Source organism: Streptomyces sp. ATLC9 (assembly GCF_057196705.1).
The window spans coordinates 1-17,873 of record NZ_JBXUOY010000088.1 but is presented as its reverse complement, the minus strand read 5'-3'; the positions used below and the strand labels follow the sequence as shown (position 1 = coordinate 17,873).

The following is a 17,873-nucleotide window of genomic DNA, read 5'->3' as shown; positions in this document are numbered from 1 at the left end:
GCCGGGGCCCGGGCGGGGGCGGCGCCCCCGGGGCGGCCCGGGGGGCCCCCGCCCCGGCCCACAGCGCGGCCATCGGCACCACCGGCATGGTGGGCGTGGCGGCCGGGACCGTCGCGCGGCGGCTGGGCAGCCCTAGGGTCGCGGCGCTGTGCCTGGTGACGGTGGCCGCCGCGCCGGCGCTCCTCGGAGTGGCCGGTGACTCCCCGGCCGCGACGGCGGTCTTGGCCTGCGTCTTCGGCGCGGGATACATGACCGGGTCGGCGGTGCCGGCGGTCTGGACCGCCGAGCTGGTGCCCGACCGCGCGAGCGCGGCGTTCACCGGCTGCCTGGTCGTGGGGGCCGCCGGCTCGGTCGCGGCACCGGCCCTCGCCGGCGCGGTGATCCCCGGCCCGGGGCTGGGGACGCGGCTCATCCTCACCGCCGTGGTGTCACTGACCGGCGGGGTGGCGCTGATGCTGCACGGGGCTTCGAGGGGAGGCACCGCCGCGGAAACCGGGCGGTGACACGGACGACCGGCGCGGGGCCCCGGCCCCACGCGTGGCGGGGAACGGTGGGGTGGGCTTCTCCGCTCCGGGAGCCTCGCGGCGTCCGTCCACCGGTCAGGAGTCCGCGATCGTGTCCCGCGCCACCGCCGAGAGGAACGCCGCCCAGGCGGGGCGGGAGACGCGGGCCGGGGGGACGCCCAGGTTCTTGGAGTCGCGGACGGCGATGCCGGCGGCGCCGGGTATCTCCGCCACCTCCACGCAGTTGCCGTCGCCGGCGGTGTGACTGGACTTCCGCCACCGATCGATCGGCAGGTCGTGCCGAACGCTGTCCGCAGTCATCCGTTGACCAGAGCTCCCTCCTTCCACAGCGCCTCTGCATGCGAGGCGAAACGGTCGAACATGCCGTCGTCCTGCAGCCTCCGCAGATGGAGCATGGGCGAGTCGTGGCCGACCAGGTTGGACAGGTGGGGGGTGACGAGCATCTGGTCGTCGAAGCGGAACACCGACAGGCTGATATGGCCCTCGTGACGGCTGTAGCGGGCCTCGATGTTCTCGGTGTCCCCGAGCCGTTCCAGGTGCTCCAGCGTGATGCGGATGCGGGTGGAGACGGTCAGTGCGGTCTGCTCCACCGTTTCGCGGCGCCGGGTCGTCACTGAGTCGGGCTCGCCCAGCAGGAACCGCACCGCGACACCGGCGCGGGCCTTCTTCCTGAGCACGGTGGCGAGGTTCGGGTGGTCGAGCCAGAGGAAGTAGTTGGTGTACCCGGCGAACGTCAACTCCCCGCGGGCGTCCGTGATCAGTGAGCGCCAGACGGACGACGGGCAGGCCGAGCGGTACGGGTAGACCGAGACGACCTCGCGGTCGGGGCCGGTCTTCATGACGGCCTTCACGACGTTGGGCCACAGCACGCTTTCCTCAACTCCCAGTTGGTCGGCGACAACTGCGCGGGTACCGGGGCGGGGTACCCGTCCTTCATACAACCACCGATCGACTGTTCGGCCTGCGACGTGTGCGGCGCCGCGTCGCACGCCGACGTGGAGTCCGGCACCGCCTTGGACCGGCGACTCCACCACGCCGCCCGCCACCCCGCCTGCACCCGGGCCGTCACCCGCCCCTGGTGGGTCCGGCCCCGGGGCGCGGCCGGCCGCTTCAGGTTTCAGTGCGGGAGCATCAGTCGCCGACGCGTCCGATGTGCTCGATGTGAAGAGTGCGGGCGTCCCGATCGACGCGGTAAAGGACGCGCCAGGGGCCGTGGCGGAGACGACGATGTTCGGTCCCCCACGGGCGGGACTCAGGAGGGCGAGGGTTCTCGGCGAGTTGGTCGGTGGCCATGAGGAGGGCATCGACGCTGCCGGGATCCTTCCTGAGGTGACCGGTGGCGGTGTCCAGTGCGGTCGGCTCCCACAGGACCCGCCAGGTCACTCGCCCCTGCCTGCGGCTTCGAGGAGGGCGCGGCGCGCCTGGCTGTGGGGGATCGGCGCCTCGGAGCGGCCGAGGGCGCGGTCGCGCTCCAGGCGGGCGAGGGCGAGGGCGTCCTCGAGGTCTTCGAGTTCTGCGGGGGAGACGAGTACGGCCGTGGGAACGCCGCGGTCGGTCAGGGTGATGTGTTCGTGCTGGGCGGCCCGGCGGGCGAGGTCGCCGAGTTTGCCTCGAGCCTCGGCGATGGGATATGTAGCAGACATGCATCTAGTGTACAGATGCATAGTACTTCTCCATGGTCCATGGCCGTGGAGCCGGACGGTGGAATTCTTACAGGCGCTCGAAGCCGCGGACGCGCTCCCAGTCGGTGACGGCGCGTTCGAAGGCGGACAGCTCGGCGCGGGCGGCCCGCGCGTAGTGGGCGACGGTCTCCTTGCCGAAGAGTCCGGCCGCGATGCCGCTGTTCTCCCAGCGGTGCAGGGCCTCGGTGAGGGTGGCGGGCAGGCGGGGGACGGCCGGGTCGGCAAGGGCGTTGGCGGTGTGCTCCGGCGGCAGGGGGAGGCGGTTGTCGATGCCGTACAGCCCGGCGGCGACGGCGGCGGCGACGGCCAGGTACGGGTTGGCGTCGCCGCCGGGGACGCGGTGCTCGATGCGCAGGGACGGGCCCGAGCCCACCACCCGTATCGGGCAGGTGCGGTTGTCGCGGCCCCATGCGACACCCGTCGGGGCGAACGCGCCGGGCTGGAGGCGCTTGTAGGAGTTGACGTTGGGCGCCATCAGCAGGGCCAGTTCGGGCAGGCAGGCGAGCTGACCGGCGACGAAGTGCCGCATCAGCTCCGACATGCCGTCGCCGGCGGACGGGTCGGCCAGCACGGGCGTGCCGTCGGCGCCGCGCAGGGAGAGGTGGACGTGGCAGGAGTTGCCCTCGCCCTCGTCGAACTTCGGCATGAAGGTGAGCGAGGTGCCCTGGGCGGCGGCGATCCGCTTGGCGCCGTCCTTGAACAGGACGTGGTTGTCGCAGGTGGCCATCGCCTCGTCGTAGCGGAAGACGATCTCGTACTGGCCCGGGTGGCACTCACCGCGGGCGGTCTCCATCCGCAGTCCGGCGCGCGTCATCGCGCGGCGGATGCGGCGGGCGACCGGCTCGACCTCCTCCAGGCCCTGGAGGGAGTAGTCGGTGTTGTAGCGGGCGGCGGGGCGCAGCCCGGTGTAGCGGCGCTCCCAGGCATCCCGGTAGGAGGCGGTGAACAGCAGGAACTCCAGCTCGGTGCCGGCGTACGCGGTCAGGCCGCGGGCGGCCAGCCGGTCGAGCTGGGTGCGCAGGACGTGGCGGGGGGCGACGGCGACGGGCTCGTGGTCGTGCCACGACGCGTCGGCCAGGACGAGGGCGGTGCCCTCGTCCCAGGGCAGGACGGTGCGCAGGGTGGCCGGGTCGGGGCGCAGGACGAAGTCGCCGAAGCCGCTGTCCCACGCGTCGATGGCGTAGCCGGGGCCGGTGTCCATCTCCACGTCGGTGGCGAGCAGGTAGACGCAGGCGCCGAAACCCTCGCGCGCGGCCTCCTGGAGGAAGTAGGGCACGGACAGCCGGCTGCCCATCAGCCGTCCCTGGAGGTCGGGTACGGCGACGACCACCTCCTCGACGCGTCCCGCCTCGGCCTCGGCGCGCAGCCGCTCGTACGGGTCGGTCACCTGGACTCCTCGGTCGGTTCGGTGAGGGGCGCCGCGGCGGCCAGGGGGTTGGGGACGGCGCCGTGGACGACGTCGAAGCCCTCGTCGCGTTCGGCGCGGTCGTGGAAGCCGCCGCCCAGCAACTGCTCGCGGTTGAGGGCGACCCGGTCGAAGGACGGCGCGAGCAGGCCGAACTCCTCGAAGCGGTCCGCGAGTTCGGGGAAGCGGCCGTGGTAGCGGCCGATCTCGGCGCGTACCAGGGACCAGAAGTCCGCCTCGGGTAGGCCCAGATGCTCTTCCACCAGGGGGGCGAGGAAGCGGAAGTGGCCCGCGAGGACGGCGCTCAGCAGTGAGTGCGCCAGCTCGTGCGCCGGCCAGCGCAGCAGTACGGCGTCGGCGCGCTGTGGCAGCCCGGCGTACTCGGGGCGGTGACCGGGGAGCAGGTTGACGTCCTCGGCGAAGTCCTTGAGCGCGATGCCCACGGGCACCTCGCGGGCGTCGTGGAGGAGCACGGTGTTCTCGCCGTGCGGGCAGAAGGCGATCCCGTGGCGGTACAGGCAGTGCAGCAGCCCCGGCAGCAGGGCGGCCAGGAAGCGGGCCAGCCAGGCGCGCGGGGGCAGGCCGGAACGCTCCACCAGTTCGGCGACCAGCGCCCTGCCGTCCGAGCCGGTCTTGAGCAGGGCGGCCATCGTGCGGGCCCGCTCGCCGTCGCGCAGCAGGGCGGTCACCGGCTCGCGCCACACCGCGCCCAGCAGCTCGTGGTAGCGGTAGGGGGCGTCGGCCACCGACTCGTACAGCGGGTGGCGCACGGCGACGGAGGCCACCTCGCCCAGGGGGTGGAAGCGCAGCTCGTCGCGGAGGTAGGAGTCGCCCTCGCGTATCGCGTGCAGCCAGGCGCTGATGTCGGGCGCGGCCCTCGTCGGTTCGGTGGACAGCCCGCGCCACACCAGGGTGTTGCGGATGAGCAGCGGCACCTTGACGTTGCGGCGGCCGGGGTGGTCGAGGTTGGCGAGGGTGCGGACCGACTGCAGGGGCCGGTAGCGGTCCGGGCCCTCGCCGAGGGGGACGATCCGGCCGTCGGCGAGGTAGGGGGCGAAGAGGGTGGCCACGGCCTCGTCCCAGTGGAAGGGGTGGACCGGCAGCCAGACGAAGTCGCCCGGGGCGTATGGGCCCCGGGCGCAGGCGTCGGCGAGGACGGCGGCGAAACGTTCGCGCACGGCCGCGTCCAGCTCCTCGGACAGCAGCACCCGGGCGTCCAGGCCCGGTGTGCCCGCGTACGAGGCCAGGGTGGTGTGGACGGCCGCCCAGCGCAGCCGCACCTCGCCGGCCGCCTCGGGGGCGTAGGCGGCGGCGTCGGAGGCGGAGAAGCCCAGGCGGCCCTTGTTGAGCAGCATGCAGGGGTGGCCGTCCTGGTGTGCCTCCAGCTCCAGGTGGTCCAGGTCGGCCAGGGCGGCGGCGGGCAGGTCGCGGGATATGAGGTGGGCCTCGGCGAGGCGGGTCGCGGTCAGCTCGCGCAGCACCTCGGCGGTGGTGGGGCCGTCCCAGCCCAGCACTTCGCGGGCGTCGAGCAGCAGCCGCTCCGGGCCGTGCTCCTCGCCCGCATCCTCCTCCGTGCCGTCGCCGGGTGCGGGCCGGCGGCGCAGGGTGCCGGGGACCAGGCGCCAGGAGCCGAAGGAGCCACGGGCGGCGCGGAACGTCCATGAGGTCCCGCCGCCCAGGTCCAGCCGGTACGCGTCCGGTGGTGAGCCGGGGCCGGGTTCGGGTTCGGGGACGAGCAGCTCCTCGTAGGCGAACTCCTCGACGGCCTTGGCCAGGAGCCTGCGCCCGGCCTCCCGCCAGGCGTCGCGGGGTACGGCGCTCATCGGGCCGCCTCCCCGGCGCGGGCGGGCCCGGGCGCGCCGAAGGTCGTCCAGGCCGCCCGGTCGGGTACGGGCAGTACGGTGCGCCCGGCGGCGGAGTTGAGGATCACCGCCGCCCGCCAGGCGCCCAGGGTGAGGTCGGGCGCGCCCACGCCGTGGGTGTGCATCTCGGCGTTCTGCACGTACAGCGCGCCGGTGACGCTCTCGTCGAGCGCGACACGGTAGTCGCCGCCGACGCGGTAGCGGCCGCGCGCGTCCCAGTCGACGAGCTTGTCCAGCGGGCCCAGACAGGCCGGTCGTACGGCGGCGTAGCCGGTGGCCGCGACGACCGCCGAGGTGCGCACCTCGAACTCCGTGCCCTGCTGGGTGTGGCGGCAGCCCAGTACGTACCCGCGGCCCCCGGAGTCCTCCACGGGGCGCACGGCGGTGATCTCCACACCCGGGTGGAGGCCGGCACGCGGCCGTCCGCCGCCGATGGTCCGCTCGTACAGCTCGTCGTGGATCTCGCCGAGGGTCTGTTCGCTGACGCCCTTGTAGAGCTGCCACTGCTCGCGCACCAGCCGGTCGCGGACGGCCTCGGGCAGGGCGCGGAAGTAGCGGACGTAGTCCGGGGTGAAGTGCTCCAGGCCGATCTTGGAGTACTCCATGGGCGCGAACGCCGGGGTGCGCGCCAGCCAGCGCACGTACGGGCCGCCGCGCCCCTCGCCGTCCTGGTGCCGCAGCAGGTCGAGCACGACCTCCGCGCCGGACTGCCCCGCCCCGACCACCGTCACGTCGTCCCTCCCGGCGAGGGCGGCGCGGTGGGCGCGGTAGTCGGCGCTGTGCAGTACGCGCCCGGCGTGCGCGGGCGTGAGCAGGGGGCGCAGGGGCTCGGGCACGACCGGGGTGGTGCCGACGCCGAGCACCACCCGCCGGGCCAGTACGCGCTCCTCCCGGCCGCCGTCCCGGTCACCGTCCGAATCGCCTGAATCACCCGAGCCGCCCGGCGCGCGGTGGGTGACGGCGAACGCCTCGGCCGCCGCGTCCCACTCCACCGCCGTCACCTCCGCGCCGAAGCGGCACGAGGGCAGGCGCTCGGCGGCCCAGCGGCAGTAGTGGTCGTACTCGCGGCGCGGGACGTGGAAGCGCTCGGAGAAGAAGAACGGGAACAGCCGCCCGTGCTCGCGCAGGTAGTTCAGGTACGACCAGGGGCTGGTGGGGTCGGCCATCGTCACCAGGTCGGCCATGAAGGGCACCTGCAGGACGGTGCCCTCCAGCAGCAGGCCGGGGTGCCAGGAGAAGGCCGGACGGCGGTCCAGGAAGAGGGCGTCCAGCTCCGGCACGCCGTCGCAGAGCGCGGCCAGGGAGAGGTTGAACGGGCCGATGCCGACGCCGACGAGGTCGTACACGCCGTGCGGCGGGGCGGGGTGGTCGGTCACGGCTGTGCCTCCGCGAGGGGATTGGGGAGATCGACGTAGACGGACTGGGTGTGGACGTCGCCGACCAGCTCGTCGAGCCCGTCCACGCAGGTCAGGAAGTTGGCCTTGCAGCGCAGCGACGGGGCGTCCAGCAGCGTCTCCAGCAGGCCCTTGGCGCCGGGTTCGGCGGCGCGCAGCCGCTCCAGCGCGGCGCGCAGCACGCCCAGCAGGCGCTCCTCGCGGGCCAGTCCGAACGAACCGAACGCGCCCACCACGCCGAGGAGATTGCTGACCCCCAGGTAGTAGGCGACGCGCTCGTCGACGAAGGAGTCCTCGAAGACCAGCTCCACCCCCTCGTACAGGCCCGGCAGCAGCCGCTCCAGCGCGGCGGCGCGGGAGGCGGCGACGTAGTAGCCCTGGCTGTCGCGGTACCAGCCCGCCACCGGCAGCCCGTCGGCGCCCAGCGTCACCAGGGTGTTCTGGTGGTGCGGCTCCAGGGCGATCCCGTGGTGGGCGTGGAGGCGGATCAGGGGGACGGCCAGCACCTCCAGGTAGCGCAGCAGCCAGCGCTCGGATGCCTCGGCGGTGGAGACGCCGTGGGCGCGGGCGGCGCGCTCCACGGCCTCGCACAGCGCGGAGCGGTACGGCGGCGGGGAGCCGTCGCCGGGGCCGGTGCGCTCGGCCAGCAGACCGGCCACGCACAGCGCCTCGCCGGTCCCGCCGCCGGTCCGGCTCCGGGCCCCGCCCCGGAAGGGGTTGTCGCGTATCGCCGTCTCCAGGCCCGTCTCCAGGCCCGTCTCCGGGTCCGCTTCCGGGAGGTCCTCGCCGCGGCCCACCGAGACCCAGGCGAAGTCGCGCAGGATGCCGAACTCCGGGTGCTCGGCGCGCAGCCATCCGCCCGGCCCGGGACGGCCGGGCGATCCGGCGGCCAGCAGCCGCGCGGCCCGCACCCCCAGGCGCAGCTCGCCGCGGAGGTTGTTGCGGCGGGAGTTGGTGATCCGCATGCCGAGCGACAGCTTCAGCATCGCCTCGGCGTCCGGACGGTGCACCGTCCGCAGCGAGGAGGTGGGGTACCAGGCCGGACCGGCGGGCCCCAGCGGACGCAGCAGCCCGGCCTCCAGCAGCGCGGCGGTCCGCGGGCGGCGTACGGCCTCGCGCGCCTGCCAGGGGTGGGCGGGCACCGGCACCATGCCGGCGGGCACCTCCACACCCGCCGCCAGGGACCGCAGCAGATCGGCGACAGGGCGGCCGTCCGCGCTCTCGCCGACGACCGCGTCCGGGTGCGCGGCGAACCAGTGCAGCGGGAAGGAGCCGCGCAACTCGGGTGAGCAGGAATCCAGTTCGGCGTCCGACGCCTCCCCGCGGCTCTTGGGCGCGGGGTGGAGTGGGTGGCCCAGCAGCAGTGCCTGCTCGGCGTCCAGGAACGGCGTCGGACCGGCCGTACCGGGGGCCTCGGCGCGGCGCCGGGCCAGATGGACGGCGGTGCGGCGGGCCGAGTCCAGTACCCGGGCCACCGCGTCGCCTCCGTCCAGGAGGGGGCGGCCGCGCCGCAGCGCGTGCTCCCGGACCAGCCCCGCCGCCGCCAGGGCGATGTCCGCGGGCAGGCTGCCGCCCCGCTCGGAGGTGACCACGCGCACCTCGCCGAAGCGGTGCCAGCCGGTCGCGGACCGGTACCGCACCGGCACGCGCAGCGTCATCCTGCTCAGCGGCAGCACCAGATGCAGCGACTGCCCGGCGGCCGGCACCTCGGTGCCGGTCTCGCGGACGTAGGCGCGCAGCAGTCGCTCGGCCGCGGCGGTGGCGGCGGCGCGCTGCGGGTCGGGGTGGTCGAGCGGGTCGGGGCCGTGCGGGCCGGCGCCGTGCGCGGGCGGGTTCCCGCCCGGCGGGTTCGGGGTCACCTCGATTCCTCCCCGTCCCGCTCCTCCGCCAGGCCCGCCTCGGCGACCGCGTCCAGCAGCCGCCCGATGTCGGCGGGCGTCGCGTGCGGGTTGAGCAGGGTGAGCTTCAGCCGCACCCGGCCCGGTCCCTCGCCCGGCAGCTCGGTGCGGCCGACGACCGCGCGTCCCCCGCGCAGCAGCCTGCGCCGCAGGGCGGCGTTGATCCGGTCCGTCCGCCCGGGATCGTCCTGCCCGGTGTCGTCCCGCCCGTGCGGCAGGTAGCGGAAGAGGAACGCCGTCAGCACCGGGTCGGCGTGCAGCTCCAGCCGCGGATGGGCACGCACCGCCGCCGCCCCGGCCAGCGCGAGGTCGTGGCAGGCGTCCACCAGCCGGCCCAGGCCCTCGCGGCCCAGCGTGCGCAGGGTGACGGCGATGGGGAAGCCGTCCGCGCGGCGGGTGGTGCGCAGCGACAGGCCGAGCAGACTGGGGTAGCCGGCCTCCTCGTCGTCGCGCGGGTTGAGGTAGACCGCGCGGCGGGCCAGCGAGGCGTACGTCCGCGCGCGCCGGACGAGGAAGACGCCGGCCGCGACCGGCTGCCAGCCCAGCTTGTGCCAGTCCAGGGAGACGGAGTCGGCCAGCTCGACGCCGTCCAGCAGCGGGGCCAGCCGGTCCGACAGCAGCGCGCCGCCGCCGTAGGCCGCGTCCACGTGGAACCAGGCGCCGTACTCGGCGGCCAGGCGCGCGCACTCGGGCAGCGGGTCGACCGTGCCGGTGTCGGTCGTCCCGGCGGTGGCGACGACGGCGACGGGCAGTTCGCCGGCGTCCGCGCACCGCTCCAGGGCGCCGGCCAGCGCGCCGGGGTCCATGCGCTGGGCGTGGTCGACGCCGACGGGCACCACCGCGTCCTCGCCCAGGCCCAGCAGGGCGGCGGCGCGCTGGACGGAGAAGTGCGCGGCGGCGGAGGTGAACACGCGGGGGCGCGGGCCGGTGCCCGGCACGCCCTCCAGCTCGACCTGCCGCCCCGACGCGCGCCCCAGCACCCGGTCGCGGGCCAGCATCAGGCCCATCAGGTTGGACTCGGTGCCGCCGGAGGTCAGCACCCCGGTCGCCTCCTCGCCGTACCCCACCAGTCCGGCCAGCTCCGCCAGCAGCAGCGTCTCCAGGGTGGTGGCGGCCGGCGCACATCGCCGCCGCACCCGGGCCGGCCGTGTCCGGGCCGACGGAAGGGAACCGGGGGGAGGCACCGGGAGAGCGGTGCGTGGGGAGCGTGACGGAGGCGGAGTTCACCGCCTACGTCCGCGAGCGCCGCGCCTCCCTGTACGCCACCGCCTACCACCTCACCGGTGACCGCCACGAGGCCGAGGACCTGCTGCAGAGCGCGCTGTTCTCCACCTACCGGGCCTGGGACCGGATCACCGACAAGGCCGCGGTCGGCGGATACCTGCGCCGCACCATGACGAACCTGCACATCAGCGCCTGGCGCCGCCGCAAGCTCAACGAGTACCCGACCGAGGAACTGCCCGAGTCGGCCGGCGAGAGCGACGCGATGCGCGGCACCGAACTGCGCGCGGTGCTGTGGCAGGCGCTGGCGCGGCTGCCCGAACCCCAGCGCACGATGCTGGTCCTGCGCTACTACGAGGGCCGTACCGACCCGGAGATCGCGGACATCCTGAACATCAGCGTCGGCACGGTCAAGAGCAGCATCTGGCGCTCCCTGCGCCGGCTGCGCGACGACGAGGCGCTGAGCTTCGGGCGCGATCTGGAGGAGAGCTTCGGCGAACTGGTCGCCTGACGCACCGGGGCCGGGAGCCGGGGGGGGAAGACGGGGGAACAGGGGGAGCACGGGGGGTGCTCCGGGAGCGGGCCGGGTCGGCCGGGGTGCCGACCCTGCCCGCTCTCACGCGCGTACGGCCCCGGGGCGCTCGTGCCCGCGCGCACGCCTCTTCGGCACGTCGAGCGCCGCGATCCGCGCCAGTGCCTCGTCCCGGCCGCAGGCATGGGCGCCCAGGGCGACATGGCGCGCCACGATCGCGCCCTCGGCGCGCATCAGGGCCCAGCCGCGGCGCACCAGGACGGGCAGTGACTTGCGGCCCTCGCGCACATCGCGCGCCAGCCGCCGCCGGAAGGTGGTGGAGGGGCGGCCGCGCAGGCACAACGCGTCTGCCAGCAGGCCGAGTTCGAGGCATCGTCCGGCGATCTCGGCGGCGAATATCCCCTCGGCGACGAACAGGCGCGCACCGCGCAGATCCAGCGACTCCTCGCCGGTCCGGGCACTGGTGGAGATGTCGTACACCGGGACGGTGGTCCGGCCGCCCCCGCACAGGGCCGCGATCGCCGCCACCGCCGCGTCGGCGTCCCAGGAGCCGGGGTGGTCCCAGTCCACCCGGTCGCCGCCGGAGAACCGGGGGAGGGACGGGTCGCCGGCCTCCTTGTAGAAGTCGTCCAGACGCAGCACGGGCAGCCCGGTGCGGGCGGCGAGCGAGGACTTGCCGGAGCCCGAGGGACCGGTCAGCAGGATCACGCGGGCGGTGTCGTGGGAGCTCACGGAAGACCATTGTCGGCCATCCACAGGGGTGCCGGTACGCGTGTGCGTGTGACGCCCGGCTCGTATACGCTGCGTCACCGTACGGACACAGTCTTCGAGTTCTCTTGGTAGGTGTACCGATGACCGCTCAGCGCCGCCGTCACGCACGGGAGAGGCAAACGGGGGGCAGCGGCGTCCAGCGCGCCCTGCTGCGGGCCGGGCTGGCCGTCTCCGCGGTCGGGGCCGCGGTGACGGGGGGAGCGGGGGCGGCGTTCGCGGCTCCCGGGCAGGGCGCCGAGGCGCCCGTGCGGCTGTCGAACCTCACCTCGCTGCTCTCGCCGGACTCGCTCGGGTCGAGCGTGCGAGGCCTGGCCGGGGGCATGGGGGCCGCCGAGCACGCGGCGGCCGGTGCGGTGCGCCCGGTCAAGGACGCGCGGATCGATCCTCTGACGGGCACGGGGGTCGATCCGCTGGACAACACGGTCGGCACCCAGATCGCGGACTTCCGGCCGGTGAGCACCGGGGCCGTCACGGGACCGGTCAGCGGGGGAGGCACGATCCGCACCCTGCCGGTGACGGGGCCGGTCGCGGGGCTGCTGCCCGGCTGAGCGCGGCCCGGCCGGGCAGGCACCGGTCCGGGGCCGCCGCTTCCCCTTTCGAAGGGGAGCCGCGGCCCCGGACGGACGGGCCGTCAGAGGCCGACGGGGTGCCAGACGGTCTTGGTCTCGGTGAAGGCCAGCATCCGCTTGGTGCCGGGATCGGCGGACCAGTCGGAGGTCGCGTCGGCCGGGCGCAGCACCCGCTTGAGGTTGTCCGCGGCGGCCGTCTCCAGCTCCTTGGCCAGTTCCGCGTCCGCGCCCGCCAGGTCGATCGCGTTGACGTCCGCGTGGGCGGCGAGCGGCGCCGCGATCTCGGCGGTCCGCCCGGACAGGACGTTGACCACCCCGCCGGGCAGGTCGGAGGTGGCCAGCACCTCGGCCAGCGACAGGGCCGGCAGCGGCGCTCGCTCGCTCGCCACGACGACGGCCGTGTTGCCGCCGACGATCACCGGGGCGAGCACCGAGACCAGGCCCAGCAGGGAGGACTCCTGGGGGGCGAGCACGGCGACCACACCGGTCGGCTCGGGTGTGGAGAGGTTGAGGTACGGGCCGGCGACGGGGTTCGCCCCGCCCGCGACCTGGGTGATCTTGTCGGACCAGCCCGCGTACCACACCCAGCGGTCGATCGCCGCGTCCACCCGGGCCGCGGCCTTCGCCTTCGACAGCCCCTCGGCGGCGGCCACCTCCGCGGCGAACTGCTCGCGGCGGCCCTCCAGCATCTCGGCGATCCGGTACAGGATCTGGCCGCGGTTGTAGGCGGTCGCCCCGGACCAGCCGCCGAACGCCTTGCGGGCCGCGACCACCGCGTCCCGGGCGTCCTTGCGGGAGGCGAGCGGGGCGTTGGCCAGCCGGTTGCCGCGTGTGTCGGTCACCTCGTACACCCGTCCGCTCTCGGAACGGGGGAACTTCCCCCCGACGAACAGCTTGTAGGTCTTGAGAACGCCCAGGCGCGTGCGCGCGGCGCCCCCGGTGTTGCCGGACTGCTCAGACATCGAGGTACGCCTCCAGACCGTGACGGCCGCCCTCGCGGCCGAAGCCCGACTCCCGGTAGCCGCCGAACGGCGAGGTCGGGTCGAACTTGTTGAACGTGTTGGCCCACACCACGCCGGCCCGGAGCCTGCCGGCCATCGCCAGGATGCGCGAGCCCTTCTCCGTCCACACGCCCGCGGACAGGCCGTACTGGGAGTTGTTCGCCTTGGCCACCGCCTCGTCCGGGGTGCGGAAGCTCAGCACCGACAGCACGGGGCCGAAGATCTCCTCGCGGGCGATCCGGTGGGCCTGGGTGACGTTCGTGAAGACCGTCGGCGCGAACCAGAAGCCCCGCTCGGGCAGTTCGCACGCCGGGGACCACCGCTGGGCGCCCTCGGCCTCGCCGCTGTCGGCGAGTTCGGTGATGCGGGCGAGCTGCTCGGCGGAGTTGATCGCGCCGACGTCGGTGTTCTTGTCCAGCGGGTCGCCCACCCGCAGGGTGGACAGCCTGCGCCGCAGCGCCTCCAGCAGCTCCTCCTGCACCGACTCCTGGACCAGCAGGCGCGAGCCCGCGCAGCACACCTGGCCCTGGTTGAAGTAGATGCCGTTGACGATGCCCTCGACGGCCTGGTCGACCGGCGCGTCGTCGAAGACGATGTTGGCGCCCTTGCCGCCCAGCTCCAGGGTGAGCTTCTTGGTGCTTCCGGCGACCGTGCGCGCGATCTGCTTGCCCACGGCCGTGGAGCCGGTGAAGGCGACCTTGTCGACGCCCTCGTGGGCCACCAGAGCCGCTCCCGTGGAGCCGTCGCCGGTGAGGATGTTGACGACACCCCCGGGCAGTCCCGCCTGGCGGCAGACGTCCGCGAAGAACAGCGCCGACAGCGGGGTGGTCTCAGCGGGCTTGAGGACCACGGTGTTGCCGCAGGCCAGCGCCGGGGCGACCTTCCAGGCCAGCATCAGCAGCGGGAAGTTCCACGGGATGACCTGGGCGGCCACGCCCAGCGGCCTCGGGTCCGGCCCGTGGCCGGCGTGGGCCAGCTTGTCGGCCCAGCCCGCGTGGTAGAAGAAGTGCGCGGCGACCAGCGGCAGATCGGTGTCGCGGGTCTCGCGGATCGGCTTGCCGTTGTCCAGGGTCTCCAGGACGGCCAGCTCGCGCGAGCGCTCCTGGATGATCCGGGCGATCCGGAACAGGTACTTGGCGCGCTCGGCGCCCGGCAGCGCCGACCAGGGGGCGAAGGCGCGCCGGGCGGCGGCCACCGCGGCGTCCACGTCCTCGGCGCCGGCGTGGGCGACCTCCGTCAGGACCTCCTCGGTGGACGGCGAGACGGTCTTGAAGGACCTGCCGCCCGCCGCCTCGCGGAACTCGCCGTCGACGAACAGGCCGTAGGAGGGCGCGATGTCCACCACGGCGCGGGACTCGGGCGCGGGTGCGTACTCGAACATGGGGCTCATCGTGATCAGTCCACCGTCACGTAGTCGGGGCCGGAGTAGCGCCCGGTGGTCAGCTTCTGGCGCTGCATCAGCAGGTCGTTCAGGAGACTGGAGGCGCCGAAGCGGAACCGGTCGGGGTGCAGCCAGTCGTCGCCGAGGACCTCGTTCACCATCACCAGATACCGAACCGAGTCCTTGGCGGTGCGGATGCCGCCCGCGGGCTTGACCCCGACCCGCGTCCCCGTCGCGGCGCGGAAGTCGCGGACGGCCTCCAGCATCACCAGGGTGCCCGCCGGGGTGGCGTTGACCGCGACCTTGCCGGTGGAGGTCTTGATGACGTCGGCCCCGGCGAGCATCGCCAGCCAGGAGGCGCGGCGGATGTTGTCGTAGGTGGACAGCTCGCCGTTCTCGAAGATCACCTTCAGGTGCGCGTCCTCGCCACCGGGGCGGGCGCACGCCTGCTTCACGGCCCGGATCTCCTCGAAGACCTTCATGTAGCGGCCGGAGAGGAAGGCGCCCCGGTCGATCACCATGTCGATCTCGTCGGCGCCGGCCGCCACCGCGTCACGGGTGTCCGCCAGCTTGACGCCCAGCGCGGCCCGGCCGGAGGGGAAGGCGGTGGCCACGGAGGCGACCTTGACCTCCTGCCCGCCGCCGGAGTCCAGGGCCTGCCGGGCGGTGGCCACCATGTCCGGGTAGACGCAGATCGCGGCGACCTTCGGCACGGTGCGGTCGGTGGGGTCGGGGTTGACGCCCTTGGCGCACAGCGCCCGGACCTTGCCCGGGGTGTCGGCGCCCTCCAGGGTCGTCAGGTCGATCATCGAGATGGCGAGGTCGATGGCGTACGCCTTCGCCGTGGTCTTGATCGAACGGGTGCCGAGCTGGGCCGCGCGGGCTTCCAGACCGACCGCGTCGACCCCGGGCAGGCCGTGCAGGAAGCGGCGCAGCGCGGCGTCGGAGGCGGTCGCGTCCGCCAGTGCGGGGGGCGCGGAGGGAGGCGGTTCGGCGGGTGCGGTGGGAGACGAGACAGGCATGGTCACCAGAGGAGCATATCTACGCGCGTAGCAAACTGTCATCCCTCCCGGTCCCCCTCTCCCGCGCCCCTCCCGCATCCCGGCCGGGCGCCCGTGCGGCGCGGTCGGGCAGAATCGGGGACATGAGTGAGCAGACCGGGTACGCGGACCACACCTACCGCTCGACCATGGGCATGGTGGGAGGCTCGCTGCTGCTGGCGCTCGTCGTGCTGCTGGCCGCCGACGGGCTCGTCAACGGCGAGGGTCGCACCCGATGGGTCTCGCTGGCCGCGCTGGTGGCCCTCGTGCCGCTGATCTCCGCCTTCTCCCTGCGGCCCGCCGTGTACGCGGGGCGCGAGCGGCTGCGGGTGCGCAACCCGTTCCGCACGATCACGCTGCCGTGGGCGTCGGTCGACGGCGTACGGGCGGCGTACTCCACCGAGGTCTTCGCGGACGGCGGCAAGTACCAGATGTGGGCGATCCCGGTCTCGCTGCGCCAGCGCAAGAAGGCGCTCAGGCAAGGCCAGGGCGGCGGCGCGGCCCCGGCGAACCGGCCGGACCCCGGGGCGGCGTTCGCCCCGGGATCCCCCGGATCCGGCGACCACCAGGCCCAGGCCGACCGGGCGGTGGACGAGATCCGGGCCCTGGCCGAGCGCTACTCCTCCGCCGAGGGGGCGCAGGGCGCCCCGAGCGTCCGCTGGGCCTACGAGATCATCGTCCCGGCGGTGATCGGCGCGGTGGCCCTGCTGGTCCTGCTGCTCCAGGGCTGACGCCCCCGGCCCCCGGGCCCGTGCCGCACCGGCCCGGGGCGGCCGTGCTGTCAGATGCCCGCGGCGGCGGCGAGGTCCGTCCTGAGGGCGTCCAGCACCCGCTGCGCCGTGGCGCGGGCCGCGGCCAGCTCCGAGGCGTCCGCCACGGGGACGACCGCCTCCAGGTAGCACTTCAGCTTCGGCTCCGTGCCGCTGGGACGGACGACGATCCGGGCTCCGGCCACCCGCTGCCGGGGATCGCCCGCCAGCCGGTAGCGCAGGCCGTCGGTCGGCGGCAGGTCCTCGCTCCCCCGGCTCAGGTCCTCGGCCGAGGTCACCGTCAGACCGGCCAGCACGGCGGGCGGCGCCTGGCGCAGCCGGCGCATCGCACCGGCGATCACGGACAGGTCCTCCACCCGCACCGAGAGCTGGTCGGTGGCGTGCAGGCCGTACTCCACCGCGATGTCGTCCAGCAGCTCGGTCAGCGAGCGCCCGTTCTCCTTCAGCCCGGCGGCCAGTTCCGCGACGAGCAGCGCCGCCGTGACGCCGTCCTTGTCGCGCACACCCCCGGGGTCGACGCAGTAGCCCAGCGCCTCCTCGTAGGCGTAGCGCAGTCCGTCCACGCGGGCCAGCCACTTGAAGCCGGTCAGCGTCTCGGTGTACGGCACGCCCGCCGCCCGCGCGATGCGCGACAGCAGGGAGGAGGAGACGATCGTGGTGGCGAAGGCCCCCCGTGCCTGCTTGTGCACCAGATGGGTGGCCAGCAGCGCCCCCACCTCGTCGCCGCGCAGCATCCGCCAGCCCGCGTCCGTCTCCGGGTCGGGGACGGCCACCGCGCAGCGGTCGGCGTCCGGGTCGTTGGCGATCACCAGGTCCGGCCGGTGCTCGCGGGCCGCGGCGAAGGCCAGGTCCATCGCCCCGGGCTCCTCCGGGTTGGGGAAGGCCACGGTGGGGAAGTCCGGGTCGGGCTCGGCCTGCTCGGCCACCCGCACCGGGACGGGGAAGCCCGCGCGCCCGAAGGCGGCGGCGACCGTGGCGCCGCCCACGCCGTGCAGCGAGGTGTGGACCACCTTCACGTCCCGGGGCCCGCCGGGGGTGAGGACGCAGGCCGCGCGCTCCAGGTAGGCGTCCACGACCTCCTCGCCGAGCACCTCCCAGCCGGACTCGGCGCGCGGCACGTCCGCGAGGGAGCCGATGGAGGCGATCTCGTCGGCGATCTCCCCGTCCGCGGGCGGCACGATCTGGGAGCCCCCGCCGAGGTAGACCTTGTAGCCGTTGTCGCGCGGCGGGTTGTGGCTGGCGGTGACGGTGACGCCCGCGACGGCGTCCAGGTGCCGGACGGCGAAGGCCAGTACGGGCGTGGGCAGGGGGCGGGGCAGCAGGGCCGCCCGCAGGCCGGCGCCGACCATCACGGCGGCGGTGTCGCGGGCGAAGTCCTCGCTGCGGTGGCGGGCGTCGTAGCCGACGACGACCAGGCCACCGCCGTGTCCGCGGCTCCGCAGATACGCCGCCAGCCCGGCGGCGGCGCGGATGACGACCGCGCGGTTCATCCGCATCGGGCCGGCGCCCAGTTCCCCGCGCAGCCCGGCGGTGCCGAACCGGAGAGTGCCGGAGAAGCGGTCCTCCAGCTCCTCCAGGTCGCCGGCCTCGATGAGGGCGGCCAGTTCCGCACGGGTCTGCGGGTCGGGGTCCTCGGCCAGCCAGGACCGCGCCCGCGCGGTCAGGTTCTCGTGCACGGTTGCCACGGTCTCTTCCGCCTCTCGCGTGTCGCCTGTGGGCGGCGCCGTACGCCGCTCCTGCTTCGCTGCGCTCCCGCGGGCGCGGGTTGCCAGGGCCGCGCCGGCCGAGGGCCGGGTCGGGGCCGGCCGCGTGCGGCCTCCGGC

17 protein-coding genes and 1 pseudogene are annotated in these 17,873 nt (G+C 74.7%); 4 read left to right on the top strand and 14 right to left on the bottom strand.

Translation table 11 applies throughout. The features are described from left to right. Window positions 1–503: pseudogene (locus AC2CJA_RS12190) on the top strand (hypothetical protein); the annotation flags it as partial. Between the two features lie 96 nt (window positions 504–599). On the opposite strand, the gene AC2CJA_RS12185 reads toward AC2CJA_RS12190, so the two are convergent. From AC2CJA_RS12185 to AC2CJA_RS12145, 9 genes are all read right to left on the bottom strand, one after another. Continuing rightward, a complete protein-coding gene (locus AC2CJA_RS12185; RefSeq protein WP_484602699.1) occupies window positions 600–824 on the bottom strand; it encodes a DUF397 domain-containing protein in 225 nt (74 codons plus the stop codon). Then, window positions 821–1,393: a hypothetical protein gene (locus AC2CJA_RS12180; protein ID WP_484602698.1), complete on the bottom strand. Its 573-nt coding sequence runs from the start codon at window positions 1,391–1,393 to the stop codon at window positions 821–823. The genes AC2CJA_RS12185 and AC2CJA_RS12180 overlap by 4 nt, the downstream gene beginning before the upstream one ends. Before the next feature lie 262 nt (window positions 1,394–1,655). Next, window positions 1,656–1,907 (bottom strand): type II toxin-antitoxin system RelE family toxin, encoded by a 252-nt coding sequence (locus AC2CJA_RS12175; protein WP_484602697.1) that lies wholly within the window; start codon window positions 1,905–1,907, stop codon window positions 1,656–1,658. After that, window positions 1,904–2,167: a type II toxin-antitoxin system prevent-host-death family antitoxin gene (locus AC2CJA_RS12170; protein ID WP_484602696.1), complete on the bottom strand. Its 264-nt coding sequence runs from the start codon at window positions 2,165–2,167 to the stop codon at window positions 1,904–1,906. Before AC2CJA_RS12170 ends, AC2CJA_RS12175 begins: the two co-directional genes overlap by 4 nt. 67 nt (window positions 2,168–2,234) lie before the next feature. Then, window positions 2,235–3,593 carry a glutamine synthetase family protein gene (locus tag AC2CJA_RS12165; protein WP_484602695.1) on the bottom strand — a complete coding sequence of 453 codons (1,359 nt, stop codon included), beginning with the start codon at window positions 3,591–3,593 and terminating at the stop codon, window positions 2,235–2,237. After that, complete coding sequence (locus AC2CJA_RS12160; RefSeq protein ID WP_484602694.1) at window positions 3,590–5,434, bottom strand: IucA/IucC family protein; 1,845 nt, start codon at window positions 5,432–5,434, stop codon at window positions 3,590–3,592. Before AC2CJA_RS12160 ends, AC2CJA_RS12165 begins: the two co-directional genes overlap by 4 nt. Continuing rightward, entirely contained in the window at window positions 5,431–6,849 is a 1,419-nt protein-coding gene (locus tag AC2CJA_RS12155) for a lysine N(6)-hydroxylase/L-ornithine N(5)-oxygenase family protein (RefSeq protein ID WP_484602693.1), read from the bottom strand. The genes AC2CJA_RS12160 and AC2CJA_RS12155 overlap by 4 nt, the downstream gene beginning before the upstream one ends. After that, window positions 6,846–8,726, bottom strand: coding sequence for an IucA/IucC family protein (locus AC2CJA_RS12150; RefSeq protein ID WP_484602692.1), 1,881 nt, complete (start codon window positions 8,724–8,726; stop codon window positions 6,846–6,848). Before AC2CJA_RS12150 ends, AC2CJA_RS12155 begins: the two co-directional genes overlap by 4 nt. Then, window positions 8,723–9,901, bottom strand: coding sequence for a pyridoxal phosphate-dependent decarboxylase family protein (locus tag AC2CJA_RS12145; protein ID WP_484602691.1), 1,179 nt, complete (start codon window positions 9,899–9,901; stop codon window positions 8,723–8,725). The genes AC2CJA_RS12150 and AC2CJA_RS12145 overlap by 4 nt, the downstream gene beginning before the upstream one ends. Here AC2CJA_RS12145 and AC2CJA_RS12140 point away from each other — a divergent pair. Further along, complete coding sequence (locus tag AC2CJA_RS12140; protein WP_484602701.1) at window positions 9,889–10,497, top strand: SigE family RNA polymerase sigma factor; 609 nt, start codon at window positions 9,889–9,891, stop codon at window positions 10,495–10,497. The two genes, AC2CJA_RS12145 and AC2CJA_RS12140, sit on opposite strands and share 13 nt — an antisense overlap. A 105-nt stretch (window positions 10,498–10,602) precedes the next feature. Here AC2CJA_RS12140 and AC2CJA_RS12135 read toward each other — a convergent pair whose 3' ends face one another. Continuing rightward, window positions 10,603–11,250 (bottom strand): uridine kinase family protein, encoded by a 648-nt coding sequence (locus AC2CJA_RS12135; protein ID WP_484602690.1) that lies wholly within the window; start codon window positions 11,248–11,250, stop codon window positions 10,603–10,605. Between the two features lie 119 nt (window positions 11,251–11,369). Here AC2CJA_RS12135 and AC2CJA_RS12130 point away from each other — a divergent pair, with 119 nt between their 5' ends. Then, complete coding sequence (locus tag AC2CJA_RS12130; protein WP_484602689.1) at window positions 11,370–11,837, top strand: hypothetical protein; 468 nt, start codon at window positions 11,370–11,372, stop codon at window positions 11,835–11,837. An 83-nt stretch (window positions 11,838–11,920) separates the two neighbouring features. On the opposite strand, the gene AC2CJA_RS12125 is transcribed toward AC2CJA_RS12130, so the two are convergent. The 3 genes from AC2CJA_RS12125 to deoC are packed head-to-tail and all read right to left on the bottom strand — an operon-like array spanning window position 11,921 to window position 15,262. Then, entirely contained in the window at window positions 11,921–12,820 is a 900-nt protein-coding gene (locus tag AC2CJA_RS12125) for an aldehyde dehydrogenase family protein (protein ID WP_484602688.1), read from the bottom strand. Beyond that, window positions 12,813–14,249, bottom strand: coding sequence for an aldehyde dehydrogenase family protein (locus AC2CJA_RS12120; protein WP_484602687.1), 1,437 nt, complete (start codon window positions 14,247–14,249; stop codon window positions 12,813–12,815). The genes AC2CJA_RS12125 and AC2CJA_RS12120 overlap by 8 nt, the downstream gene beginning before the upstream one ends. Window positions 14,250–14,254: 5 nt before the next feature. Then, window positions 14,255–15,262, bottom strand: a complete 1,008-nt coding sequence (gene deoC / locus AC2CJA_RS12115) for a deoxyribose-phosphate aldolase (RefSeq protein ID WP_484602700.1) — start codon at window positions 15,260–15,262, stop codon at window positions 14,255–14,257. Between the two features lie 122 nt (window positions 15,263–15,384). Here deoC and AC2CJA_RS12110 point away from each other — a divergent pair, with 122 nt between their 5' ends. After that, window positions 15,385–16,011, top strand: coding sequence for a PH domain-containing protein (locus tag AC2CJA_RS12110; RefSeq protein ID WP_484602686.1), 627 nt, complete (start codon window positions 15,385–15,387; stop codon window positions 16,009–16,011). A 50-nt stretch (window positions 16,012–16,061) separates the two neighbouring features. Here the strand turns inward: AC2CJA_RS12110 and AC2CJA_RS12105 are convergent, their stop codons facing one another. Next, entirely contained in the window at window positions 16,062–17,735 is a 1,674-nt protein-coding gene (locus tag AC2CJA_RS12105) for a phospho-sugar mutase (protein WP_484602684.1), read from the bottom strand. Window positions 17,736–17,873 lie beyond the last annotated feature (138 nt).